This is a genomic window from Georgenia thermotolerans (assembly GCF_009193185.1).
Taxonomy (GTDB): Bacteria; Actinomycetota; Actinomycetes; order Actinomycetales; family Actinomycetaceae; genus Georgenia; species Georgenia thermotolerans.
This window is the reverse complement of record NZ_VUKF01000004.1, coordinates 128,899-152,663: the sequence shown is the minus strand read 5'-3', so window position 1 is coordinate 152,663 and position 23,765 is coordinate 128,899. Positions and strand designations below refer to the sequence as shown.

Sequence of the window (23,765 nt, the reverse complement as noted above, 5' to 3'; positions counted from 1 at the left end):
ATCCTCGATTCCTCGTCCGGACGTGCACGTCCGGGGCTCGGCCTGTGCGGGCGCCGCGGAGAGGCCGCGTGGCGCCGATGTCTCTACGTTTCTGACCCTACCGGCGTGGCGGTGGGGTGGAACGTCGGCCCCGGTTGTCGCGCCGCTCACGGACGGCTAGGGAACGGTCCGCGGGGCGGCACGATCGCCGTCGGGGGGCCACGTACGATGGAAGCACCAGGGGCGGAGCAATATTCCGCCCTCGTCGCGCCCGAACCGGGCAGATGGGAAGCAGGGATCGCGTGCACAGTGCCCAGCCAGCCGCCGAGCGGGCCGCCCGTGTGGCGGACGCCGAGGGTGCGCCCCAGGGTGCCGACATCGTGGCGGGCGCCGGACCCGCCGCCGGTCCTGCGGGGTCCGCCGGGCCGCTGCACCCCCAGGCCCGGCCCGCCCGGTCGAAGTTCTGGGCGTACCTGGCGCTGACGAAGCCCCGGATCATCGAGCTGCTGCTCATCACCACCGTCCCGACGATGATCGTCGCCGCGGACGGCTGGCCGGGCACCTGGCTGACGCTCCTGACCCTGGTGGGCGGCGCCTTCGCCGCGGGGTCCGCCAACGCCTTCAACATGTACATCGACCGGGACATCGACCGGCTGATGAACCGCACCAAGCAGCGCCCGCTGGTGACGGGCGAGCTCACCGACCGGCAGGGCGTGGTATTTGCCACAGTTCTCGGCGTGGTGTCCATCGCCTGGTTCGCGGCGCTGGTCAACCTCGTCGCCGCCGGGCTGACGCTCGCGGCGATCCTGCTCTATGTGGTCTTCTACACGCTGGTCCTCAAGCGGCGGACGTCGCAGAACATCGTGTGGGGCGGCGCGGCCGGGTGCATGCCCGTCCTCATCGGCTGGTCCGCGGTGACCGGGTCGCTGGACTGGGCGGCCCTGGTGCTCTTCCTCGTCATCTTCTTCTGGACGCCGCCGCACTACTGGCCGCTGTCGATGAAGTTCAAGAAGGACTACGCCCGCGCCGGGGTGCCCATGCTCCCGGTGGTGGCCGACGACGTCCGGGTCGCCCGGCAGATCCTCGCCTACGGCGCCGCCATGGTGGCCGCCACCCTGGCGCTGATCCCGGTGGCCGGGATGGGCTGGGTCTACACCGCGGCCGCGGTGGTCGCCGCGGCGTGGTTCCTGGGCATCTGCGTGCGGCTCTACCGCCGGGCGCTGCACCCCGAGCGCGGCAAGCTCGCCGCCATGAAGGTCTTCCACGGGTCGATCACGTACCTCACGATCGTCTTCGTCGCCGTGGCCGTCGATCCCATGCTGCCGTACTAGGCCCCGGCTGGCGTGCGGTGAGGGCGGGCGTGAGGACGGCCGCGCCGTGACGGCGCAGGCCCAGGCGGGTCCAGGCACCCTCGGGCGCGCGCTCGCCGACTACCTCGCCCACCTCACCGTCGAGCGGGGCATGAGCGAGCACACCGTCGCCGCCTACCGCCGCGACCTCGAGCGCTACACCGCCTACCTCGCCACCCGCGGGGTGCACGCGCTGGGCGAGGTGCGCGAGGCCGACGTCGCCGGCTACGTCGAGGTCATCCGCACCGGCGCGGACGGGCGCAGCGCGCTCGCCGCCTCCTCGGCGGGCCGGGCGGTGACGGCCGTGCGCGGCTGGCACCGGTTCGCCCTCGAGGAGGGCGCCACCGCCGAGGACCCCAGCGCCGCCGTCCGCCCGCCCGCGGCCGGCAAGCGGCTGCCCAAGGCGATCACGGTCGACGAGGTCGAGCGGCTGCTGGAGGCGGCGTCGCTGGGGGAGGGGCCGGTCCCGCTGCGGGACCGGGCGCTGCTGGAGGTGCTCTACGGCACCGGGGCGCGCATCAGCGAGGCGGTGGGCCTGGCCGTCGACGACCTCTCCCTCGACGCCGACGTCGCCACCGTGCGGCTGTTCGGGAAGGGCCGCAAGGAGCGAGTGGTGCCGGTCGGGCACTACGCCGTGGAGGCGCTCGAGGCCTACCTGGTGCGGGCCCGGCCGGCGCTGGCCCGCTCCGGGCGCGGCACGCCGATGGTGTTCCTCAACACTCGCGGCAACCCGCTGAGCCGGCAGAGCGCCTGGGCGGTGCTGCAGCAGGCGGCCGGGCGGGCCGGGCTGGACCAGCGGATCTCCCCGCACACCCTGCGTCACTCCTTCGCCACCCACCTGCTCGCCGGCGGCGCGGACGTCCGCGTGGTCCAGGAGCTGCTCGGCCACGCGTCGGTGACCACCACGCAGATCTACACCCAGGTCACCGTGCAGACGATGCGCGAGGTCTACGCCGCGGCCCACCCCCGGGCGCGAGACGTCAAGTAGCGCGCGAGACGTCCAACAGGTCGCGAGGCGTCAAACAGGTCATGCGACGTCAAACACGTCGCAGCGGTCACCAGCGCCGGCGCGCCGGCACCAGCGGCAGGCCGAGGACCTCGATGACCGTCGCCTCGACGACCGGACGCCACCCCAGCACATCGCCCGCGTGGAACGAGAAGGTCCGCCAGCCCCAGCGCCGCTCGATGTCGGACCGGCGGGCGTCGTCGTGCCGCGCTTGCTCGACCGTCCGGCGGTGGTGCTCCTCGCCGTCGTACTCGAGCGCCAGGAGGTGCTCGAGGTAGCCCATGTCGAGCCGGTAGACCTCCCGGCCCGTGCCGTCGCGCAGGCGGATCTGCAGCTCCGGCATGGGCAGGCCGGCCTCGTGGAGCCGTAGCCGGGTCCAGGACTCCCCGGGCAGCTCGGTGCGCGGGTCGGCCAGGGCGTGCACGGAGCGGGCGCGGGCGATCCACCGCTGGCCGGGGAGCGCCGCGATCCGCTCGCCGATCTCCTCCAGGGTGATCAGGCCCTGGTGGCTGAACATGTCGAGGGCGGCCAGGCCCATGTACCGCTCGGCGTAGCGGGCAAGGTCGAGGGCCGTGCGGGCGGGGGAGGTCACCGGGACGCCGGCGACAGTGACGACGTCGCTCGCGGGCAGCCCGCCGCGTGAGCCCCTGATCTCCGGGCGGCGGATCGCGTTGAGCGCGAGGTCGGAGTCGCTCACACACTCGAGGCGCGGCGGCTCGCGGAACCGCTCGGGGGGCCGGATGTCGATGCCGTGCAGCCACGCGGCCGATTCGCGGGCCAGCGCGGTCCCCGACGGGACGAGCAGACTGAGCGCCCGGACGCGTGCCTTCGGGTCGCTCGCGAGCTCGGCTGGGAGGTAGACACCGCGGAAGGGGCGCACGAGGCTGCCCTCACGCACCATCGCGCGGAGGTCGTGCTTGCTGAACCCGGCGGCGACCGCAGCGCTCAGCGTGATGGGCTCGTCGGGTGGTCGAAGCTGCATGGGTCCGATCGTGGCGGGTGCGCTCCCCGCGGCTCGGCGAAAGCGTCAGGGGTGTGGACAACCGGGCCACAGGGGCGTCGTCGGACGGGGAGCGGGCGGGGACCGGTCCTCGCCGCCTCCGGTGCACAAGTTGACCGCTCGCGCCCAACTTGACGTCTCACGGCCGGGAGGAGGCGTCTCACCTGCCGACGCGCGGGCGTTTCTGGCCCAAGAGCGCCCGGAGCGTCGACTACCGTGGCGGGGTGAGCATCGAGCAACCAGGACTGATCTCCCAGACCGCAGTGGGCGCGAGCCCCGACGGCGCGGCCGAGGACTTCCCGGTGCCCGCCCCGCTCCGCACCCACGGGCCCGCGCGGATCATCGCCATGGCGAACCAGAAGGGCGGCGTGGGCAAGACCACCTCGACGATCAACCTCGCCGCCGCGCTCGCCGAGTACGGCCGGCGCACCCTCATCGTCGACTTCGACCCCCAGGGCGCCGCGTCCGCCGGGCTGGGCATCAACGCCCACGAGCTCGACGAGACGATCTACACCCTGCTCATGACCCCCCGCTCGGACGTGCGCGAGATCATCGAGCACACCGAGGTCGAGGGGCTCGACGTCGTGCCCGCCAACATCGACCTGTCGGCCGCCGAGGTCCAGCTCGTCAACGAGGTGGCTCGCGAGCAGGCCCTCGCCCGGGTGCTGCGCCCGGTCCAGGACGACTACGACGTCATCCTCATCGACTGCCAGCCCTCCCTCGGCCTGCTCACCGTCAACGCGTTGGCCGCCGCGCACGGCGTGATCATCCCGCTCGAGGCGGAGTTCTTCGCGCTGCGCGGGGTCGCGCTGCTCGTCGAGACCATCGAGAAGGTCCAGGACCGCATCAACCCGCGCCTGCGCATCGACGGCATCCTCGCCACCATGGTCGACCTGCGCACCCTGCACTCCCGCGAGGTCATCGAGCGGGTGCGCGAGGCGTTCGGCGACAAGGTCTACACCACGATGATCTCCCGCACCGTGAAGTTCCCCGACGCCTCCGTCGCGAACGAGCCGATCACCACCTACGCGCCGTCGCACGCCGGCGCCGAGGCGTACCGCCGCCTCGCCCGCGAGCTCATCGCCCGTGGCGACGCGGCCTGACGCGACGACGACGGCGCCCGCGCCCACCGGCGCCCGTGCCTTCGAGCTCCAGCTGGAGAACTTCTCCGGCCCGTTCGACCTCCTGCTCTCCCTGATCGCCAAGCACCGCCTCGACATCACCGAGGTGGCGCTGGCGCAGGTGACCGACGAGTTCATCGCCTACATCTCCGCGCAGAGCGAGTGGGACCTGGGGCAGGCCAGCGAGTTCCTCGTCATCGCCGCGACCCTGCTCGACCTCAAGGCCGCCCGGCTGCTGCCGCGCGGCACGGTCGACGACGAGGACGACCTCGAGCTGCTCGAGGCCCGCGACCTGCTCTTCGCCCGGCTGCTGCAGTACCGGGCGTTCAAGGAGGTCGCCGAGCACCTCGAGGAGCGGTGGGCCGCGCAGGGCAAGAGCTACCCGCGCAGCGTGCCGCTGGAGCCCCACCTGGCGGCGCTGCTGCCCGAGCTCGTCATGCAGGTCGGGCCCGACGAGCTCGCCCGGCTCGCCGCCGGGGCGTTCGCGCCCAAGCCCGGCGCGCCCCAGGTCGACATCGCCCACGTGCACGACCCGGTCGTGCCGGTGCGCGAGCAGGCCGCGCTGATCGTCGAGAAGCTGCGCCGGCTGCGCACCGCGACCTTCCGCGCCCTCACCGCCGACGCCGCCTCCACCGCGGTCGTGGTGGCGCGGTTCCTGGCGCTGCTCGAGCTCTTCCGCGAGCGGGCCGTGGCCTTCGACCAGCCCGAGCCGCTGGGCGAGCTGACCATCCGCTGGTCGGGCGCCGAGGAGGGCGAGGTGGCCGTGGGGGACGAGTACGACGGCGACCCCGCCTCGCCCGCCGACCTCGCCCCCGCGCCCGGTGCCGGGGAGCCGGACGGCGCCGTCGACCCGGCCGCCGCCGTCGCCGCCGATCTCGTTCCCGCCCATCCCGCCGAGGACCGCCCATGACCGACGTCCAGTACGAGCCCGTCCCCGACGACGCCCTGCCCGAGACGCACCTGGCCGCCCTCGAGGCGGTGCTCATGGTGGTCGACGAGCCGGTCCCGGCCGCCCAGCTCGCCTCGAACCTGGGCCTGCCCACCGGCCAGGTCGTCGAGCTGCTCGAGGAGCTGGCCGCCGAGTACCGCGGCGAGCGCGGCACCCGCGCCCGCGGCTTCGAGCTGCGCCAGGTCGGCGGCGGCTGGCGGGTCTACTCCAGCCCCGCCCACGCCGACGTCGTCGGCCGCTTCGTGCTCGACGGGCAGACCGCCCGCCTCACCCAGGCCTCCCTGGAGACCCTCGCCGTCATCGCCTACCGCCAGCCGGTCTCCCGCGGGCGCATCGCCGCGATCCGCGGGGTCAACGTCGACGGCGTCGTGCGCACCCTGGTCGCCCGCGGCCTGGTGGAGGAGGCGGGCCACGACCCGGAGGGGGGTGCGATGCTGTACCGCACCTCCTCCTACTTCCTCGAGCGGATGGGCCTGGACGCCCTCGAGGACCTGCCCCCGCTGGCGCCCTACCTCCCCGAGGTGGACGCGCTGGACGACGTCGACTGAGAGCTGTGATGAACAACCACACCGACCCGCACGACCCGAACGGCGTACGCCTGCAGAAGGTGCTCGCCGGCGCCGGCCTGGGCTCGCGCCGGGCCTGCGAGGAGATCATCGCCTCCGGCCGGGTGAGCGTGGACGGGCAGGTGGTGCGCGAGCTGGGCGTGCGGGTCGACCCGACCCGCGCCGTCATCCACGTCGACGGCCTGCGCGTCCAGCTCGACGACTCCCTCGTCACCCTCGCGCTGAACAAGCCCCGCGGCGTGGTCTCCACCATGGACGACGACCGGGGGCGGCCGAGCCTGTCCCAGTTCGTCGCCGACCGGCCCGAGCGGCTCTTCCACGTCGGGCGCCTCGACGCCGACACCGAGGGCCTCATCCTGCTGACCAACGACGGCGAGCTGGCCCACCGTTTGGCGCACCCCTCCTACGAGGTCCTCAAGACCTACCTGGCCACCGTCGATGGCCGGGTGCCGCGGTCCCTGGGCCAGAAGCTCAAGCAGGGGGTCGAGCTCGACGACGGGCCGGTGCGGGTGGACGCCTTCACGGTCAAGGAGACGACGGCGGACGCCTCCCTGGTGGAGGTCGTGCTGCACGAGGGCCGCAACCGGATCGTCCGCCGGCTCATGGACGCCGTCGGCCACCCGGTCACCCGCCTGGTGCGCACCCGCATCGGGCCGGTCCGGCTCGGCACGCTCAAGCCCGGCCGCACCCGGGTGATCGCGGGCACCGAGCTCGGCCAGCTCATGCGCGAGGTCGGCCTCTGACCCCTCCCGCCGCGAGGCGTCAAGTAGTGCGCGAGGCGTCAAGTAGTGCGCGAGACGTCAAACGGTGCGCGAGACGTCAAACAGTGCGCGAGGCGTCAAGTAGTGCGCGAGACGTGAGACCGCTTCGCCGGGCGACCTGCGCGCCCAAGATGACGTCTCGCGACCAACTTGACGTCTCGCCGGAGGGGGCGGGTGCGGGGGACGTCACGCCCCGCCACACGGGCCCCGGACAAGGGGCGACGGCGCCGGGCGGTAGTCTGCCCGGGTGCCCGAGAACATGCCTCGCCCTGCTGTGGCCACGGTCGGCCCGGTCCGGGTGGTCGGCACCGGGCTCCTCGGCGCGAGCCTGGGCCTGGCGCTGAGCGCCGCGGGCGTCGACGTCCAGCTCGAGGACGCCTCGCCGTCCGCCGTCGCCCTCGGCCGTGACATGGGCGCCGGCCGGCCGGCCACCCCCGACAGCCCCGCCCCGCGCCTCGTCGTCGTCGCCACCCCGCCCGACGTCGCCGGCCCCACCGTGCTCGCCCAGCTTCGCGCCCACCCTGGCGCCGTCGTCACCGACGTCGCCTCCGTCAAGGCCCGGGTGGCCCACCACGTCGAGCGCCACGGCGGCGACGACGCCGCCCGGTACGTCGGCTCCCACCCCATGGCCGGCCGGGAGCGGTCCGGCGCGGCCGCCGCGGACGCCGACCTGTTCGTCGGCCGCCCCTGGGTGATCGTCCCGGGCCCGCGCTCGACCCCGGACGCCGTCCTGGCGGTGCGCTCCCTCGCCGTCGACGTCGGCGCCGCCCCCACCACCCTCGGCGCCCAGGAGCACGACGACGCCGTCGCCCTCGTCTCCCACCTGCCCCAGCTGGCCGCCTCGATGGTGGCCGCGCGGCTGCGCGACGCCCCGGAGACGGCGCTCGGCCTGGCCGGCCAGGGGCTGCGCGACGTCACCCGCATCGCCGCCTCCGACCCGCAGCTGTGGGCCGCCATCCTCGTCGGCAACGCCGGGCCGGTGGCCCGCGCGCTGCGGGCGCTGCGCGAGGACGTCGACACCGCCCTGGCCGCCCTCGAGCGCGCCGCCGCCGACGGGCCGCTGACCGAGGGGGCCGCCGGGCCGCTCGCCCGGGTGGTCGCGGCCGGCAACACCGGCGTCGCCCGCATCCCCGGCAAGCACGGCGGGGCGCCGCGGCGCTACGCCGAGGTCAGCGTGCTCGTGCCCGACCAGCCCGGCGAGCTCGGCCGCCTCTTCGGCGAGGTCGGCGAGGCCGGGGTCAACATCGAGGACCTGCACCTGGAGCACTCGGCCGGGCAGCCGGTGGGCCTGGCGATCCTGTCGGTCGACCCGGCCGCCGCGAGCCGGCTGGAGGCCGAGCTCGACCGGCGCGGATGGCGCCTGGTGGCCAGCGGGCGGGCCGAGGCATGAGCCCGCGGGCGGGCGGCGCGGCGTGACATCTCGCGCACTACTTGACGTCTCACGCACAACTTGACGTCTCGCGCACAACTTGACGTCTCACGACACTTCTTGGAGGAGGACACGGTGGAGCAGGCAGGCAGGCCCGACGGGCGCGGGCTCGTGGTGGCGATCGACGGGCCCTCGGGGACCGGCAAGTCCACCGTCTCCAAGCGCCTGGCCGCCGAGCTCGGGCTGGCCTACCTCGACACCGGCGCCATGTACCGCGCGGCCACCTGGTGGTGCCAGCACGAGGGCGTCGATCTCAGCGACACCGACCGGGTCGCCGCCGCCGTCGAGGCCATGCCGCTGCAGATGGTCACCGACCCCGCCGACCCCCGGGTGGTGTGCGCCGGCACCGACATCACCGCCGCCATCCGCGAGGCCGCACTGACGGCCGTCGTGTCCACCGTGGCCACCAACCTCGCCGTGCGCGCCGAGCTGTGCCGCCGCCAGCGCGCCGAGATCGACGCCGAGGCGTCCGGCGCCCCGGGCACCCGCTCCGCCGGGCGGGGCATCGTCGCCGAGGGCCGCGACATCACCACCGTCGTCGCCCCCGACGCCGACGTGCGCATCCTCCTCACCGCCGACGAGGCCGCCCGCCTGGCCCGCCGCGCCCGGGAGCGCCACGGCAGCGCCGACGCCGCCGCCATCGCCGCCACCCGCGACGAGGTGGTGCGCCGCGACGCGCAGGACTCCACCGTCTCGACCTTCATGACCGCGGCCGACGGCGTCACCACCGTGGACACCTCGGCCTTCGACATCGAGGACACCTTCCGCGCGGTCCTGGGCGTGGTCCGCGCCGTGAGCGAGGCCCGCTGATGGGCGCCGCCACCGGCGCGACCCGTGGGCAGCGGGTGCGCCCGGAGGACATCTACCGCTGGGGACCGACCTGGTCCCGCCGCGTGGGCTGGGTGCTCGACCACGTGTGGTGGAACACCACCGTGCACGGCGCCGAGAACGTCCCGGCCACCGGCCCGGTGATCATCGCCTCGAACCACACCGGCATCGTCGACGGGCCGGTGCTGCACGGCGCCCTGCCGCGCGGCTCCCACGTGCTGGTCAAGCAGGAGTTCTTCGACTCCACGATCGGCTTCCTCATGACCTGGGCCGGGCAGATCCCGGTGGACCGCGCCTCCGGCCGGGCCGCGCTGGCCGTCGGCAAGGCGCTGCTCGACGAGGGCCGCGTCGTGGGCATCTTCCCCGAGGGCACCCGCGGGCGCGGCGACGTCAGCGAGGTCCGCGCCGGCGTCGCCTGGCTCGCCGTCAACTCCGGCGCCCCGGTGGTGCCCGCCGCCGTCCTGGGCACCCGCCGCACCGGCGACAAGCGCGGCTACGTCCCGCCGCCGCGCGCCAAGCTCCACGTGGCCTTCGGCAAGCCGCTCGACCTGGCCCTGCCCGACGGCGTCAGCCGGCGCGAGCGCCTGGCCCGCGCCATGGACGGGATCGGCGCCGGGCTCGCCGCCCACGTCGCCGCCGCCGTCGCCCTCACCGGGGTGCCGCTGCCGGCCTCCGCGCAGGACCCGGTCGGCCCCGTGGCCACCGACAAGGAAGAATGAGACCCATGAGCACCGATCCCGCGCGCGAGCCGAACCTCGCCGACCCCGCCGAGGCGGAGGACCTGCGTACCGCCGAGCAGATCGCCGCGGAGGAGGCCGAGGAGGACCGCCGCGCCGAGGCGCTGCGCGCCGGCCTGGCCGACTACGTCCTGGAGGAGGAGGACCTCGTCGTCCTCGAGGGCGCCGAGCCCGCCGAGGCGCCGGGGGAGCGGGCCGGGCTGCCCGTCCTCGCCGTCGTCGGCCGTCCCAACGTGGGCAAGTCCACCCTGGTCAACCGCATCCTGGGCCGGCGCGAGGCCGTCGTCCAGGACACCCCCGGCGTCACCCGCGACCGGGTCAGCTACCCCGCGGAGTGGGCCGGGCGCCACTTCACCCTCGTGGACACCGGCGGGTGGGAGGTCGACGTCGCCGGCATCGACGCCCGCGTGGCCGAGCAGGCCGAGGCCGCCGTCGAGCTCGCCGACGCCGTGATGTTCGTCGTCGACGCCACCGTCGGGCCCACCGACACCGACGAGCGGGTGGTCCGCCTGCTGCGCCGCTCGGGCAAGCCCGTCGTGCTCGTCGCGAACAAGGTCGACTCCCCGATGCAGGAGGCCGACGCGGCCATGCTGTGGTCGCTGGGGCTGGGGGAGCCCTATCCCGTCTCGGCGCTGCACGGGCGCGGGTCGGGCGACGTGCTCGACGCCGCCATGGCCGTCCTGCCCGAGGTCTCCGCCGTCGCCGGCAAGCTGCCCGAGGGCGGGCCGCGCCGGGTGGCGCTGGTGGGCCGGCCCAACGTGGGCAAGTCCTCCCTGCTCAACCAGCTCGCCGGCGCCGAGCGCGTCGTCGTCCACGAGACCGCCGGCACCACCCGCGACCCCGTCGACGAGCTGATCGAGCTGGGCGGCAAGCCGTGGTGGTTCGTCGACACCGCCGGCATCCGCCGCCGCGTGCACCAGACCTCCGGCGCGGACTTCTACGCCTCGCTGCGCACCCAGGCCGCGCTGGAGAAGGCCGAGGTCGCCGTCGTCCTCGTCGACGCCTCGGTGCCGATGACCGAGCAGGACACCCGGGTGATCCAGCAGGTGATCGACTCGGGCCGGGCACTGGTCGTCGCCTACAACAAGTGGGACCTCATGGACGAGGACCGCCGGCCCTTCCTCGAGCGCGAGATCGAGCTCGACCTGGTCCAGGTGCAGTGGGCGCCGCGGATCAACGTCTCGGCCAAGACCGGCTGGCACACCAACCGGCTGGTGCGGGCCCTGGAGACGGCGCTGGACTCCTGGGACACCCGCATCCCCACCGGCCGGCTCAACGCCTTCCTGGGCGAGCTGACGGCGGGGCACCCGCACCCGGTGCGCGGCGGGAAGCAGCCGCGCATCCTCTTCGCCACCCAGGTCTCCAACCGGCCGCCGCGGTTCGTCATCTTCGCCACCGGGTTCATCGAGGCGGGGTACCGGCGGTTCATCGAGAACCGGCTGCGGGAGAGCTTCGGGTTCACCGGCTCCCCGATCGAGATCAGCGTGCGGGTGCGGGAGAAGCGGCGGCGCTGATGCCCAGGCCCCGGCGCCGCGCGGCGGGGGAGCGGCCGGTGGCCGCCCCCGAGGAGTCCGTGCGCGGCCGGCCGGGGGAGGAGTCCGGGCGACCGGGGCGTGAGCACGCCCCGCTGCGGCGCGCCCCCGAGCGGCCCGGTCGGCTGCTGCGGTGGGGCCTGCCGCGGGACCCCGAGGCGACGGCGCACGTCACCGGGTTCGTCGTCACCACGGTGCTCACCGTGGTCGTCACCCGGGCGTTCCTGCAGCTGGCCGGCTTCCCGCAGGTGGGCGGCGGCGGGCTGCACGTCGCCCACGTGCTGTGGGGCGGGCTGTTCCTGGCGGTGGCGGTCGTGCTAGCGCTGTCCTTCGCCGGGCCGGTGGTCCGCCCGCTCGTGGCGCTGACCGGCGGCATCGGCTTCGGTCTGTTCATCGACGAGGTGGGCAAGTTCCTCACCCAGGACAACGACTACTTCTACGCGCCCGCCCCGATGATCATGTACGTCACCCTCGTGCTGCTCATGGTGTGGGCGGACGTGCTGCACGGCCGGCGCGTGCACCACCGCCGCGAGCACCTCGCCGCGGCCGCCGACCACGCCGTCTCCGGCCTGGTCGGCGGGTTGAGCCAGCGGCGCCGCGCGGTCGCGGAGGACCTGCTCGCCCGCGGGCGGGGCGCGCGCGGCTGGGCGGAGACGGCCGCCCTCCTGCGCGCCATCCCCGACGACGAGGAAGAGGTCCTGGACCCCGTCGACGCCGCCCGTCAGCGGCTGCGGGCGCTGCTGCACGGCGTGGTGCGCCGGCGGTGGTCGACGGCGCTCACCGGCGTGCTGCTGCTCGTGCTGCTCGCCGGGGCCCCGGCCACGCTCATGGTGCACCGCGCCCAGGGGCAGACGGCGCCCGGCTGGGTCGAGGCCGGGGTGCTGGGCGCGACGGCGCTCACGCTCGTCGTGGCCGCGCGTGGCTGGCTGCTGCTGCCGACGGACCGGTACGCCGCGTTCCGGTGGCTGCGCGGCGCGGTGCTGGTGACGCTGCTGCTCACCCAGGTGGCGCTGTACCGGGTCGAGCCGTGGCTGGCCTCCGCCGGGCTGCTGCTGGCAGTGGCGGCGCTGGGTGTGACGGGGGCGGAGCTGCGGCGGCTGCAGCGGGTCGCCGGGGCGCCGGCGTAGCGGCTTCGCATCCCGCCGCCTCGGGTTGCCGTTGCCGCCTCCGGCGGCCCCACCCAGACTGGGAGCTTGTCCGTCGAACCAGGAGGAACGACTGTGAGCGAGCAGGACCAGAACCCCACCGAGGAGCCCCGTAAGCACGGCCGGCACGTCAAGGAGGACAGCGACGTGCCCAACCCGGAGACGGGTGCCGGCCTCGGCGCCGGCAAGAGCAGCACCTTCGAGGGCGAGGAGGACGCCGACACGGGCGCCGACAAGTAGGCAGCCGGGCGGTGGGGGGCGGGTGAGGCGACCGTCACAGCCGGCCGGATTCGGTCGCACCGGGTGCGCTGGGGTAACCTTTCGGAGTCCGGTTCGCCGGACAACGGGCTGTGGCGCAGCTTGGTAGCGCACCTGACTGGGGGTCAGGGGGTCGTGGGTTCAAATCCCGCCAGCCCGACACTGTAGAGCCGCACGCCAAGGGCCGTTCCGGAGTTTCCGGGGCGGCCCTTTCGGCGTGCTGGAAGCACTCAGGCAGCCCGCGTCACGCCCAAGGCGGCCGTCGCCCGCGAGCACCAGCCAGCCGGGGGTCGGCACCTGTTCTGCGAGACCTCGATGCTGTGGCCGAGCCCACTCATACGGAGAAGCGGCGTCGGGAATTCCCCTGGAGAGGTCGGAGTTGCCCCGGGTAGATCGATGCATACGTATCGACTGCGGCCGTGTGGCCGGTGTCATGCCGGCCAGTTGGGAGGGAAGTGTCATGAGGTTCGCAGCTGGCTCCATCGGATCGGTCGCCCAGGAGGGCATCCCGGACGAGGTCGATGTGGTGATCGTCGGGTCCGGTGGCGCAGGCCTGACGGCGGCGCTGACCGCCGCGAAGGAGGGGGCACGCGTCCTGGTCGTCGAGTCCCGGGAACTGGTGGGCGGCGCCACGGGGATCTCCGCCGGGGCCGCCTGGATCCCCAACCACGGCTTCTCGCGCAAGGAGCTGAAGGTGGACGACGACCTGGACCAGGCACGGCGCTACATGTACGGCCAGGGGCGCGACCAGGTCCTCGACCACGATCTGGTCGAGAAGTTCCTCGAGACCGGACCCCGCGTCGCCAGGTTCATCGAGGAGCACACCTCCTTCGGGTGGATCCCGACGATCTGGCCCGACTACCGCTCCGACATCGACGGCGCGTCCGTCGGTCGCGCGCTGTTCCCCGGGCCCTACTCCCCGAAGGGCCTGGGCAGGGCAGCGAAGTACGTGCGCCCGGCCCTGACCACCGGCATGGCGAAGAACCCGCTCCCGTTCTGGCTCCTGGGCGGGATCGGCATCGACGACGTCTGGCTCGCCGGACCGGCCCTGGTCGGCGCGCTGCTCGAGGCGGGCCTGCGCAACGGCGTCGACGTCCGCGTCGAGGCGCCCGCCACCCGACTCGTCATCGAGGACTCGCAGGTGCGCGGCGTCGTCGTCGAGGCCGATGGCGTCGAGCACACGGTGCGGGCCACCAGGGGCGTGCTGCTGGCCAGCGGCGGGTTCGAGAGCTCGCCCGAGCACACCTCGACCTACCTCGGCGGCCCGTTCGGCGTGCAGGTCTCCCCGAAGGGCCACAACGGCATTGCGGTGCAGCTGGCCCAGGAGGTCGGCGCCGACCTGACAGGCATGGAGGACGCCTGGTGGATGCCGGGCGTGCAGCTGCCCGGCGAGGAGCTGGAGGGCCGCCCGCTCGCCCGTGTCTTCCTCGGCGAGCGCGCCCTGCCCCACAGCATCATGGTGAACAGCAAGGGCGAACGCTTCGCGAACGAGGCCCTGGCCTACGACCAGTTCGGCCAGATCATGCGCGAGATCGACCCGGAGACCGGCACCATGCCGAACGCCACGGCGTGGCTGATCTTCGACCAGAACTACTGGGAGAAGTTCGGGATCTTCGGCGTCACGCCGGGCGGGGCGGTCCCCGACTACCTGCACCGCGCCGACACCCTGGCGGACCTGGCGGGGAAGATCGGGGTCGACGAGGTGGGGCTGCTCCGCACCGTCGACCGGTTCAACCCCGACGCCGCCCGGGCCCGAGACCCGCAGTTCCACCGCGGCGAGACCTTGTTCGACCGCTACTTCGGTGCGTTCTACCCCCGGTTGGGCAAGCTCTCGCCGGACGCCCGGTTCCCCGCCCTCACCGCCAAGGCCCGGAACGGTATTGCCGCGACGATCGGGCCGGTCGTGAGCAAGCTCGCCGGACGGGTGGCGCAGAAGAACGACCCCGAGCGCGTGCGTTCGATGGTGGTCGGGCCCCTGGCACGGATCATCCGTCCGGTGCTGAAGAGCCCGCGGTCGAGCGTCCTGGGGCCCGTGGACAAGGCGCCGTTCTACGCGCTCAAGGTCGAGGCCAGCGCGCTGGGCACCGTGGGTGGCCCGCGGACCGACGCGCTCGGCCGCGCGCTGAACACCGGGGGCGAGGTCATCCCGGGTCTCTACGCCGCCGGCAACGCCGGTGGTGCACCCACGAAGGGGTTCTACGGAGGCGCCGGCGGCACCATCTCGCTCGGGCTGGTGTTCGGCTACCTCGCGGGACGGGAAGCAGCCCGACGGCAGGCTGAGGCCTGAGCCAGGTTCTCCGCCCCCGACCGCCGTCGAGACGGCGGTCGGGGGCGGACCGCACGACAGCTGACGTCGCGCGTCGCGAACCGACCAGGCCGTGTCCGGGGGCCGACGGTCGTGGACAAGCTCGGCAGGACGGTTCTTCATCGCGGCGCGGCTAGGCGGCCCGGGCCCGTCGCTGGAAGGTCAGGTGGATGACGCCGCTGGGCGAGGGGGCTGCCTCGATGTGGAAGCGCTGCTCGAGTCCTTCGAGGCCGTCCCAGAGCCGTTCGCCCCGGCCGAGGACGATCGGCACGAGGACGATGTGCATCTCGTCGATCAGATCTGCCTCGAGAAACTGGCGGACAGTGGTGGCGCCGCCGCCGATGCGGACGTCGAGTTCGCCGGCCAGGGCGCGTGCCTGCTGGAGCGCCTCGGCGGGTTCGGCGTCGAGGAAGTGAAAGGTGGTCCCGCCGTCCATCTCCAACGGTCGGCGCCAGTGATGGGTGAGGACGATCACCGGCGTGTGGAAGGGCGGGTTGTCGCCCCACCAGCCCCGCCAGCTCTCGTCCGGCCACGGGCCGCGCTGAGGACCGAACTTGTTGCGGCCCATGATCTCGACCCCGATCCCGGTGGCCCACCGGCTGGCGAACGTCTCATCGATGCCGACGGAGCCCGGTTCCTCGCCGTGAAGGCCCATCTGCTGGAAGGTACGCGTCGGCAAGGCCCACTCGAGCAGGCGGCTCCCGGCGTGGCCGAAGGGCGCATCAAGCCGCTGGCCCTCGCCCGTACCGAAACCGTCCAGCGAGACAGAGAAGTTGTGAACACGAACGAGTGACATGACGTCTCCTGGTCGTGGGGCGGCTCGCGGACGGGAACCCGCAGGCCGGGACGTGACCCGTTGGCGGTCCGCATCCGGTATGCCGACCGTAGCGCCGAGGCTGCTGTCCAGCTGCCCGATCGAGGCTGGTGGAGGCGAGCACAGTTATTCGTGCGTTGTGTCCGGCTCTCTCTGCGCGAGCCGCTGTACCTGCCACCGATGCACGTCGGGCAGCCACTCCAACGGGGCCGATGGACCGACCCGCGGGTCATCGAAGACCCCGCCGCCTCGCAGGGCTTGCACGTACGCACGGTCCTGGTCGATTCGCGCCCGTACCTGGTCAGCCCTGCCGACGGCGCCGTGACCGGGAATGACGGCCGCGACGTCGTCGGCCACGGTCTCGAACAGCCGCAGCGTGGCGAGGTAGTCCCCGATCGGATCCGTGGCATCGAGGTCGAGGAAGGGCATCAGGATGTCAGAGAGCATGTCGCCGGCGACGAGGACGCCGCTCTCCTCGATCAGCAGCGCCGCATGGCCCGGGGCATGGGCCTGATGCTCGATGATGCGGACCGCGGGGCCGTCCCAGTGAATCTGTGTGGCTCCCGCGGGCAGGCCGGTGATGAGACCGAGCAGATCCATCGGGATGTCGTCGGCGAACTCCGGTGGTAGCCCCTCGGCTATGCGGACCTGCCAGTCCTCCTGCGACAGCAGTTCTTGGATCGAGGCCGCGCAGCGGGCTGTGCCGTAGCGGGGCGCGTCACCGAAGTTTGCGTGCCAGAGCACGTGGTCCCAGTCGGGATGGGTCGAGAAGCCGGCCACGACGGGCTGGTCCAACCCGCGAAGGTCGTTCGCGAGGGCGGCCATCTCGTGGCTCGTGATGCCGGGGTCGATGAGGAGAACGCCGGCCCGGCCCTGCACGACGACGGAGTTGCTCCGGATGAACTCGCTCTCGTGAACGAGGACGCCCTCAGCGACGTGCTGCAGCATGAGTTCCCTCCGAGGGTGGTCGCGCGAGCCTGTCGTGACGCTAGTGCCTGCGGTCGCGCAGGTAACAGGGTTCTGGCCACGCCGAGGGGGCGGTCGTCCGTGGGCCGCCTACCGGAGCGTCACGGCGTTGCTGAGCGTGCGGTCGACGGCGAAGGCGAGGACGCAGGCGGCGGCGTAGGCGAACAGGTCCGCCACTCCGAACGTGGTGCCCAGCACCAGCCGGATGGGCGGCCACGACCGTGCCAGTTCCGCAGGGAGGCCGGTGAGCTGGAACACCTCGATCAGCAGGCAGGCCGTCATCGCCGCGCCGACGACCTGTACCCGGGGCTTCCCTGGGAGCAGGATTGCCACGAGCAGATAGATGAGGACGGCGTACAGGGCGTCGCCGACGGGGCCGGTCCAGGCGCCATCGCTGAACGTGCGGACGCTGAGCCCGAGTGCAACGGTCATCAGCGCGGCAATGCACAACGTCGCTCGCCTGGTTCTGGTGTGCGCCGGTGGGCGGGCCTGCGGCGGAGAGGCGGGCACCGGACGGTCTGCCATGGTCTCTCCGATCCCTCCGGGCCCGTCTGCGATGAGGGTGTGCCGATACGCGTCCGAGGTTGGAGCAGCGTGGGTCCCGGTCGGGATTCGCCGCAGACGGAGCGTCTCACGGAGCCGGCCTCGCTGTGGTGTCGGTGGTGACAGGGAATTCCGACGCCCGGTTCCATGATAGGCAGCCGCATGCGAAGCTCCTGGCGGGTCCGGCAGGCGAGGCCGACAGGCGCCCGCCGCCCGCTCACTCCTCCTGGGCGACGTGTGAAATGGACGGTGGTTCGGGATGACCGATGAGCGGCTCGTGCCTGCTCGGGATCTCGAGGAGGGGCAGCGGGTGGCGCTTGAGAGGCTGCTCGCGGTGATCACGCCGGCACAAGCGGGTGGTGAGTGGTCGGTAGAGCGGATCGTCGGTGCCCTGCGTGCTGCACACGCTGCCGGTCTCTCGCCCGACGAGATCGCGGTCGAAGCTGGCATGTCCATCAACGCGGTGCGCGGCTTCCTCGACCTGCCGCGAGGGCGCCGCGAGGCCTACGATTGGAGAATTCGATTGTCGGATCAGGCAGGTCCACCGGTGGCCGGGGAACAGCCGCCGGCCTGCACGGAACGCGGATCGGTTCCCTCGCCCTGACCACCGGCGGCCGCCTGCCGCAGGAGAAGAGGGAGAAGGCCCCGACGACGGCCCCGGCCCTTGGGTGCTGGGCTCGAGGGACCGGGGCCGCGTCCTCGGTGCGGCTAGCTTGCCGCGGCGAGCTCGGCCCGCGGCATGCTCGGCCGGGTGCCCTCGAGAACTGCCGCATCGACGATCGCGGTGGCCTTGTCCGTGTCGACGCCCAGCACGAGGGCCAGCTCGGCGACGAACGGGGTGAGAGCATCGCGCAGCATCGTCGTCTCGCCGAAGGAGAGCCGCTTCTCCTGGTTCCACCGGGTGAGGTCGCGGATCAGACCGGCGATGACGCGGACGTCGCCGGAGCGCAGCCGGTCGGCGTTGTTCTTGACGCGACGGGACCACACGCCGTCCTTCTCCCCGGTCGGCGCAAGGAGCAGGTCGAAGACCTCGCGCAGGCCGTCGGCGTCGAGCAGCGCGCGCACACCGAGCTCCTCGGCCCGATCCAGCGGCACCCCGACCGAGAGGTCGGCGTCGTGCACGTCCAGCTTCAGGTAACGCTGACGCCCCTTGCCAACTTTCCGGTCGATGATCTTCGAGACGGTGGCCGGGCCGTGGTGGGAATGGACGAGAACCTGGCCGGGGTAGTAATTCAACGCGTAATCCTTTCGACGAACGCCGCCGGCTGTGCGCCCCGGAGGGGAGCGTCGCGCTCGCGGTCGGTGTCCTCCGTCGAGAGGCAGCCGTCGCCGTGTGCCGAGTTCTTGGAACCAGGTGCTGGTCGGTCTCGGACGGGCGACGCCTGCGCGTGGGGGAAGGGACTCGAAGTCATCCGGTGCGGGAGAGTCCGACCTCAGCGAGCCAGCCCATGAATTATGTCAAAAAATACAGAAAATATCTAGACCAACGCCACAAAGTGCCGCCGGTCACCATTTCTGGGCATTCTTGCCACCGTTCTTGGAGGGCGTCAGGGCAGGGGACCGGTCGACGCAGACGCGCCGACGGGCGCCGCTCGCCGGCCGGAACCGCAGGTGCGGCCCTGTGCAGGGCTCGCCCCTACCAGGTGATGGGGTTGACTGTGCTGGACGAGTGGTCCTCCATGTTCTCGCGGGCCGTTGCGTCGTCGAGGGGACCGCACTGCCACCGAGCGCGCGCCTGGCACGCCATCCGTAGGGCTGTTTCGACCCGCAGGAGGCCTCCATGACCGCCAGCCCGTGAGCATCTCCGCCGCCGTGTCCGACGCCCTCGCCGCGGGGCGCCCCGTGGTGGCTCTGGAGTCGACCATCGTCGCCCACGGCTTGCCCCGGCCGCGCAACCTCGACGCCGCCCGGTCGTTCGAGCGGCTTCTCCGCGATGCCGGGGTGACCCCGGCGACCGTGGCGGTCGTCGACGGCGTGGCGCGGGTGGGGCTGACAGCCGCCGAGCTCGAGCGGATCGCCGAGGATCCTTCGGTCGTCAAGCTCTCGGCCCGGGATCTTGCGCCGGCGATGGCGTTGCGGGTCACGGGAGCGACCACGGTCGCCGCGACGGCGCTGCTGGCGGCGCGGGCGGGCATCCGGGTGTTCTCCACCGGCGGGATCGGTGGCGTCCATCGCGGCGCCGCGCGGTCCTTCGACGAGTCGGCCGACCTGGTCGCGCTGGCGGGGTTGCCCATCACGGTCGTCTCCGCGGGGGCGAAGTCCGTCCTCGACCTCCCGGCGACGCTCGAGCGCCTCGAGACGCTCAACATCACGGTGCTCGGGTACCGGACGAACCGGTACCCGGGCTTCTACCTCGCGGACTCGGGCCTGCCGATCGACTGGCGGGTGGAGTCGGCCGAGGACGTGGTGGCGGTCATGGCGGCACAGGACGCCCTGGCGCTGCACCGGGCCGTGCTGGTGGCCAACCCGCTGCCCGCGGAGCGGCAGCTCGACCCTCGGCTGCACGACCGGGTCCTGGCCGAGGCGCTGGCCGCGGCCGACCAGCGGGGAGTCACCGGCAAGGGCGTCACACCCTTCCTGCTCGCCTACTTCCAGGAGCACACGGGCGGCGCGAGCCTCGAGGTCAACATCGACGTCGCCACCGGCAACGTCGTCCTCGGTGGGCAGATCGCCACCGCCTGGGCCCGGCGCGAGCGCTCCTCAGCGACGGCGTGAGGAGGCGCCACGACGCCGTCCGGGGGAAGCCGCCCGGAGTAGCGCGCCGAGCGGGCGTGCTATAACTCATCTCACCGGACCACACACGCAAAGTAGCGCCCGCCCGCGACGCGGTGACGATTCAGGCGAAGCGCACGCCTGAGACAGGGCACGTGCCACCCACGTCAGCCCGCTCAGGAGGTCTCCGTTGCTCGACACCGTCATCACCAACGCCACCATCTACATCGACCGAGGGGTGGAGATCGAGGGCGGCTGGCTCGCCCTCGACGGCGGCCGGGTGCACAGCGCCGGCCGGGCCGGCGAGCCCGAGCCGGACGCGGCCCGCCGGGTGGACGCCGGGGGCCGGCTGGTGACCCCGGGCCTGATCAACACCCACCACCACATGTACCAGAACCTGACCCGGGCCTACGGGCCCGCGGTCAACGGCACCCTCTTCCAGTGGCTCACCACGCTGTACCCGCTGTGGGCCCGGCTGGACGAGGAGGCGGTGTACCTGTCGACCTACGTCGCCGTGGCCGAGCTGCTCCTCGGCGGGTGCACGACCTCCTCGGACCACATGTACGTCCACCCCCGCCCCGGGCTCATCGACGCCCAGGTGCGGGCCACGACCGACATCGGCTTCCGGTTCATGGCCAACCGCGGCTCCATGACCCGGTCCGTCGACGACGGCGGCCTGCCCCCGCGGGAGGTCGTCCAGGACGAGGACACGATCCTCGCCGACTCCGAGCGGCTGATCGCCGCCCACCACGACCCCGGCCCCGGCGCCATGACCCGCGTGGCCCTGGCGCCGTGCTCCCTCTTCTCCGTCTCGGAGAGCATCATGCGGACGACGGCGGAGCTGGCCGAGAAGCACGACGTCCGGCTGCACACGCACCTCGCCGAGGACCGCGACGAGGACGACTACTGCCTCGAGGTGTACGGGTGCCGGCCGGTGGAGTACTTCGAGCGGGTCGGCTGGGCCGGCCCGCGCTCGTGGGTGGCCCACTACGTGTACGGCTCGGCCGAGGAGAACAAGCGCCTCGCCGCGGCCGGGGTGTCCGCGACGCAGTGCCCGAGCTCGAACATGATCCTCGCTGGAGGGACCGCCGACGCGATGACCCTGCGCGGCGTGGGGATGAACGTCGGCCTGGGCTGCGACGGGTCGTCCTCCAGCGACGCGGCCTCGCTCTGGATGGAGACGCGCGGCGCCCTGCTCCTCGGCCGCTTCCGCCACGGCCCCCAGGCGATGACCGCCCGGGACGCGCTCGACATGGCCACGCGCGGCAGCGCCCGCGCCCTGGGCTGGGACGACGAGATCGGGCACCTGCGGCCCGGGGCGTGCGCCGACGTCGTCGTCTGGGACACCTCCCCGGTCGCGCTCGCGGGCGCCCTCACCGACCCCGTCGAGGCGTGGCTGCGCACGGGCCCGTCGCGGGCCTGGTACACCTTCGTCGCCGGCACCCCGCTCGTGGCCGACGGCGAGCTCCGGCTCCGCGATCTCGAGGACGTGCTGCGCCGTCACCGCTCCGCCGCGACCGCCATCCAGGCCGCCGGCTGACGACGACGGCGCGGCGGGCCGGCGCCGTCGCCGTCACCGGCGCGCGTCGCCGCGCTTCCGGCGCGCCAGCTCCTCGACCGCCCGCGGGATCCGGGTCTCGAAGTCGTGGATGCGGACCCAGGTCGGGGTGACGTCGATGCGCGCCATCTGGTCGTACAGCGCGCGCACGCCGGCCTCCCAGTCTGCGAACTCCGCGGCAGGGGTGAGCTTCCGGGCGCCGGCCACGTACTCGGGGAAGACGCCGTCGACGAGGGTGACCGTGGCCGTCCCGCGCACCAGCAGGACGTGGGGCGGCCAGGCGGGCGGGCTGGTGTCGATCGTCAGCGCCACGGCGGGGTTGGCCTCCAGGGCCCGGACCTTCGCCGAGCCCGGGACCGTGCCGATCACGATCGTCGCGCCGTTCCAGTCGAACCCGACCGGCACCACGCGCGGCGTCCCGTCCCGGGCCACGTAGGCGAGGCGGGCCGGGTTCGCCGATGCCAGCAGGCGCTGGGCGACCGGGTCTGCCATGGCGGCGGCGACGTCGTCCGGCGTCACGGGACCACCTCCTCGTGTGCCGCGGCCGGGCCCCCAGGGTGCCACCGATCGGTCCGCGCGGACCAGGGCGGCCGGACGAGACGCCGGCGACCACGCCCCGGGCCGCACCGGTCCGTTCCCCAACGGACCCGTCCGGTGGACGCGGCACGCGAACGCTGTGACGCTCGTACTGCGCACCTTCGCCCGCGACCGGGTCCAGGGCGCTCCCACCGAGGGGAGCGGTCGAGATGGCGTCAGAGCACGGCTCGATCTGGCGGCGGATGCCGGTCGAGCGGATCGAGGACATCGAGAGCGAGACCGGCTCCGGCAAGCTCATCAAGAGCCTGGGGCTGTGGCAGCTCACCGCGATCGGCGTCGGCGGCATCATCGGCGTCGGCATCTTCTCCCTCGCCGGGGTGGTCGCCCACGGCGACGCGAACAACCCCGCCGCCGGGCCGGCCGTGCTCATCTCCTTCCTCATCGCCGGACTGGCGTCGGCGGCCGCGGCGCTGTCCTACGCCGAGTTCGCGGGCATGGTGCCCCGTGCCGGCTCGGCGTACACGTACGGCTACGTCGCGCTCGGGGAGATCATCGGCTGGTTCATCGGGTGGGACCTGCTGCTCGAGTACACCGCCATCGTCGCCGTCGTGGCGATCGGCATCTCCGGGTACCTGGACGCCTTCCTCGCCGGGACCGGCCTGGCGCTGCCCACCTCGATCACCGCCAGCTCCTTCGAGGCCAAGGGCGGGGTCGTCAACGTGCCGGCCATGCTGATCTGCCTGCTCGTGACGTTCATCCTCAGCCGCGGCTCGCGCACGTTCGGACGCTTCGAGCTGATCGCGGTGGCGGTCAAGATCACCCTGATCCTCGCGATCATCGCGCTGGGCGTCTTCTACATCGACACGGGCAACTACATCCCGTTCATGCCCAACGGCTTCGGCCCGGTGCTCACCGGCGCGGCGACGGTCTTCTTCGCGGTCTTCGGCTACGACGCCATGTCCACCGCGGCGGAGGAGGCACGCGAGGGGCGCCGGCACATGCCCAAGGCGATCATCCTGTCGCTCATCATCGCCATGATCCTGTACGTCGCCGCCACGCTGGTGCTCACGGGCCTGCAGAGCTACCAGGACATCAACCCGGCGGCGGGCTTCGCCTCCGCGTTCAACAACGTGGGGCTGCCGGTGATCGCGGACATCATCTCGATCTTCGCCGTGCTGTCGATCCTCACCGTGATGATCACCTTCCTGCTCGGCGTCACGCGCGTGTGGTTCTCGATGAGCCGCGACGGGCTGCTCTCACCGTGGTTCGCACGGGTGGACCGCCACGGCACCCCGCAACGGGTGACCTGGATCGCCGGGGTGGCCGCGACCGTGCTGGCCGGGGCGCTGCCCATCCGCGCGGTGGCCGACCTCACCAACATCGGCATCCTGTCGGCCTTCGTCGTCGTGTGCGTGGCGGTCATCCTCTTCCGCTACACCCGCCCCGACGCGGAGCGCTCCTTCCGGCTGCCGTTCATGCCGGTGGTGCCCGCGTTCGGCGTGCTCGCCTCGGTGTTCCTCATCCTCCACCTCCACTGGGAGACCTGGGTCCGGTTCGCCGTGTGGCTGGTCATCGGCCTGGTCATCTACTTCACCTACGGGCGGCGGCACGCGCTGCTCAACCCGGCCAGCCCGCTGCACCAACGCCAGCGGGCGCCGTCATAGGCCCGG

General features: G+C 73.1%; 23 protein-coding genes and 1 tRNA gene. 18 read left to right on the top strand and 6 right to left on the bottom strand.

Annotation, left to right across the window (positions count from 1 at the left end; genetic code table 11):
• Nucleotides 1–407 precede the first annotated feature (407 nt).
• A complete protein-coding gene (locus GD970_RS03310; RefSeq protein WP_226925123.1) occupies nt 408–1,310 on the top strand; it encodes a heme o synthase in 903 nt (300 codons plus the stop codon).
• Between the two features lie 46 nt (nt 1,311–1,356).
• Entirely contained in the window at nt 1,357–2,316 is a 960-nt protein-coding gene (gene xerD, locus GD970_RS03305) for a site-specific tyrosine recombinase XerD (protein WP_152200700.1), read from the top strand.
• A gap of 67 nt (nt 2,317–2,383) precedes the next feature.
• On the opposite strand, the gene GD970_RS03300 is transcribed toward xerD, so the two are convergent.
• Nucleotides 2,384–3,316, bottom strand: coding sequence for a type IV toxin-antitoxin system AbiEi family antitoxin (locus GD970_RS03300; protein ID WP_152200698.1), 933 nt, complete (start codon nt 3,314–3,316; stop codon nt 2,384–2,386).
• 248 nt (nt 3,317–3,564) lie between these two features.
• Here GD970_RS03300 and GD970_RS03295 point away from each other — a divergent pair, with 248 nt between their 5' ends.
• The 12 genes from GD970_RS03295 (at nt 3,565) to GD970_RS03245 (ending at nt 14,947) form a co-directional block, all read left to right on the top strand.
• Complete coding sequence (locus tag GD970_RS03295; RefSeq protein ID WP_452179011.1) at nt 3,565–4,437, top strand: ParA family protein; 873 nt, start codon at nt 3,565–3,567, stop codon at nt 4,435–4,437.
• Nucleotides 4,421–5,365: a segregation and condensation protein A gene (locus GD970_RS03290; protein WP_152200695.1), complete on the top strand. Its 945-nt coding sequence runs from the start codon at nt 4,421–4,423 to the stop codon at nt 5,363–5,365. Before GD970_RS03295 ends, GD970_RS03290 begins: the two co-directional genes overlap by 17 nt.
• Nucleotides 5,362–5,952 carry an SMC-Scp complex subunit ScpB gene (gene scpB / locus GD970_RS03285; RefSeq protein WP_152200693.1) on the top strand — a complete coding sequence of 197 codons (591 nt, stop codon included), beginning with the start codon at nt 5,362–5,364 and terminating at the stop codon, nt 5,950–5,952. Before GD970_RS03290 ends, scpB begins: the two co-directional genes overlap by 4 nt.
• Before the next feature lie 8 nt (nt 5,953–5,960).
• Nucleotides 5,961–6,713, top strand: a complete 753-nt coding sequence (locus tag GD970_RS03280; RefSeq protein ID WP_152200690.1) for a pseudouridine synthase — start codon at nt 5,961–5,963, stop codon at nt 6,711–6,713.
• Nucleotides 6,714–6,990: 277 nt separating this feature from the next.
• Nucleotides 6,991–8,121, top strand: coding sequence for a prephenate dehydrogenase (locus tag GD970_RS03275; protein WP_152200763.1), 1,131 nt, complete (start codon nt 6,991–6,993; stop codon nt 8,119–8,121).
• Between the two features lie 114 nt (nt 8,122–8,235).
• Nucleotides 8,236–8,970 (top strand): (d)CMP kinase, encoded by a 735-nt coding sequence (cmk, locus tag GD970_RS03270; protein WP_152200688.1) that lies wholly within the window; start codon nt 8,236–8,238, stop codon nt 8,968–8,970.
• Nucleotides 8,970–9,707 (top strand): lysophospholipid acyltransferase family protein, encoded by a 738-nt coding sequence (locus tag GD970_RS03265; RefSeq protein ID WP_152200686.1) that lies wholly within the window; start codon nt 8,970–8,972, stop codon nt 9,705–9,707. Before cmk ends, GD970_RS03265 begins: the two co-directional genes overlap by 1 nt.
• A 5-nt stretch (nt 9,708–9,712) precedes the next feature.
• Nucleotides 9,713–11,239 carry a ribosome biogenesis GTPase Der gene (der, locus tag GD970_RS03260; protein ID WP_152200684.1) on the top strand — a complete coding sequence of 509 codons (1,527 nt, stop codon included), beginning with the start codon at nt 9,713–9,715 and terminating at the stop codon, nt 11,237–11,239.
• Complete coding sequence (locus GD970_RS03255; RefSeq protein WP_226925116.1) at nt 11,239–12,384, top strand: hypothetical protein; 1,146 nt, start codon at nt 11,239–11,241, stop codon at nt 12,382–12,384. The genes der and GD970_RS03255 overlap by 1 nt, the downstream gene beginning before the upstream one ends.
• Nucleotides 12,385–12,477: 93 nt before the next feature.
• On the top strand, nt 12,478–12,642 hold the full coding sequence (locus tag GD970_RS21465) for a hypothetical protein (RefSeq protein WP_155524106.1): 165 nt from the start codon (nt 12,478–12,480) through the stop codon (nt 12,640–12,642).
• 104 nt (nt 12,643–12,746) lie between these two features.
• Nucleotides 12,747–12,820, top strand: a tRNA-Pro gene (locus GD970_RS03250).
• Nucleotides 12,821–13,120: 300 nt separating this feature from the next.
• Nucleotides 13,121–14,947, top strand: a complete 1,827-nt coding sequence (locus tag GD970_RS03245) for an FAD-dependent oxidoreductase (protein ID WP_152200682.1) — start codon at nt 13,121–13,123, stop codon at nt 14,945–14,947.
• Between the two features lie 151 nt (nt 14,948–15,098).
• Here GD970_RS03245 and GD970_RS03240 read toward each other — a convergent pair whose 3' ends face one another.
• From GD970_RS03240 to GD970_RS21460, 3 genes are all read right to left on the bottom strand, one after another.
• Nucleotides 15,099–15,761, bottom strand: a complete 663-nt coding sequence (locus tag GD970_RS03240; RefSeq protein ID WP_152200680.1) for a dihydrofolate reductase family protein — start codon at nt 15,759–15,761, stop codon at nt 15,099–15,101.
• Between the two features lie 144 nt (nt 15,762–15,905).
• A complete protein-coding gene (locus GD970_RS03235) occupies nt 15,906–16,727 on the bottom strand; it encodes an MBL fold metallo-hydrolase (protein WP_152200677.1) in 822 nt (273 codons plus the stop codon).
• A gap of 108 nt (nt 16,728–16,835) precedes the next feature.
• Nucleotides 16,836–17,177, bottom strand: coding sequence for a ribosomal maturation YjgA family protein (locus tag GD970_RS21460; RefSeq protein WP_170297168.1), 342 nt, complete (start codon nt 17,175–17,177; stop codon nt 16,836–16,838).
• A gap of 370 nt (nt 17,178–17,547) precedes the next feature.
• Here GD970_RS21460 and GD970_RS21455 point away from each other — a divergent pair, with 370 nt between their 5' ends.
• Nucleotides 17,548–17,892, top strand: a complete 345-nt coding sequence (locus GD970_RS21455; RefSeq protein WP_170297167.1) for a hypothetical protein — start codon at nt 17,548–17,550, stop codon at nt 17,890–17,892.
• A 104-nt stretch (nt 17,893–17,996) separates the two neighbouring features.
• Here the strand turns inward: GD970_RS21455 and GD970_RS03225 are convergent, their stop codons facing one another.
• Entirely contained in the window at nt 17,997–18,524 is a 528-nt protein-coding gene (locus GD970_RS03225) for a CarD family transcriptional regulator (protein WP_170297166.1), read from the bottom strand.
• Between the two features lie 558 nt (nt 18,525–19,082).
• Between GD970_RS03225 and GD970_RS03220 the strand changes: the two genes are divergently transcribed.
• The gene (locus GD970_RS03220; protein WP_152200669.1) at nt 19,083–20,003 is read left to right on the top strand and encodes a pseudouridine-5'-phosphate glycosidase; all 921 of its coding nucleotides are present in this window, start codon (nt 19,083–19,085) and stop codon (nt 20,001–20,003) included.
• Nucleotides 20,004–20,190: 187 nt separating this feature from the next.
• Nucleotides 20,191–21,540, top strand: a complete 1,350-nt coding sequence (locus GD970_RS03215; RefSeq protein ID WP_152200666.1) for an 8-oxoguanine deaminase — start codon at nt 20,191–20,193, stop codon at nt 21,538–21,540.
• 33 nt (nt 21,541–21,573) lie between these two features.
• On the opposite strand, the gene GD970_RS03210 is transcribed toward GD970_RS03215, so the two are convergent.
• Nucleotides 21,574–22,077 carry a pyridoxamine 5'-phosphate oxidase family protein gene (locus tag GD970_RS03210; protein ID WP_152200664.1) on the bottom strand — a complete coding sequence of 168 codons (504 nt, stop codon included), beginning with the start codon at nt 22,075–22,077 and terminating at the stop codon, nt 21,574–21,576.
• Between the two features lie 227 nt (nt 22,078–22,304).
• On the opposite strand from GD970_RS03210, the gene GD970_RS03205 reads away from it, so the two are divergent.
• Nucleotides 22,305–23,759, top strand: coding sequence for an amino acid permease (locus tag GD970_RS03205; protein ID WP_152200662.1), 1,455 nt, complete (start codon nt 22,305–22,307; stop codon nt 23,757–23,759).
• Nucleotides 23,760–23,765: the final 6 nt, after the last annotated feature.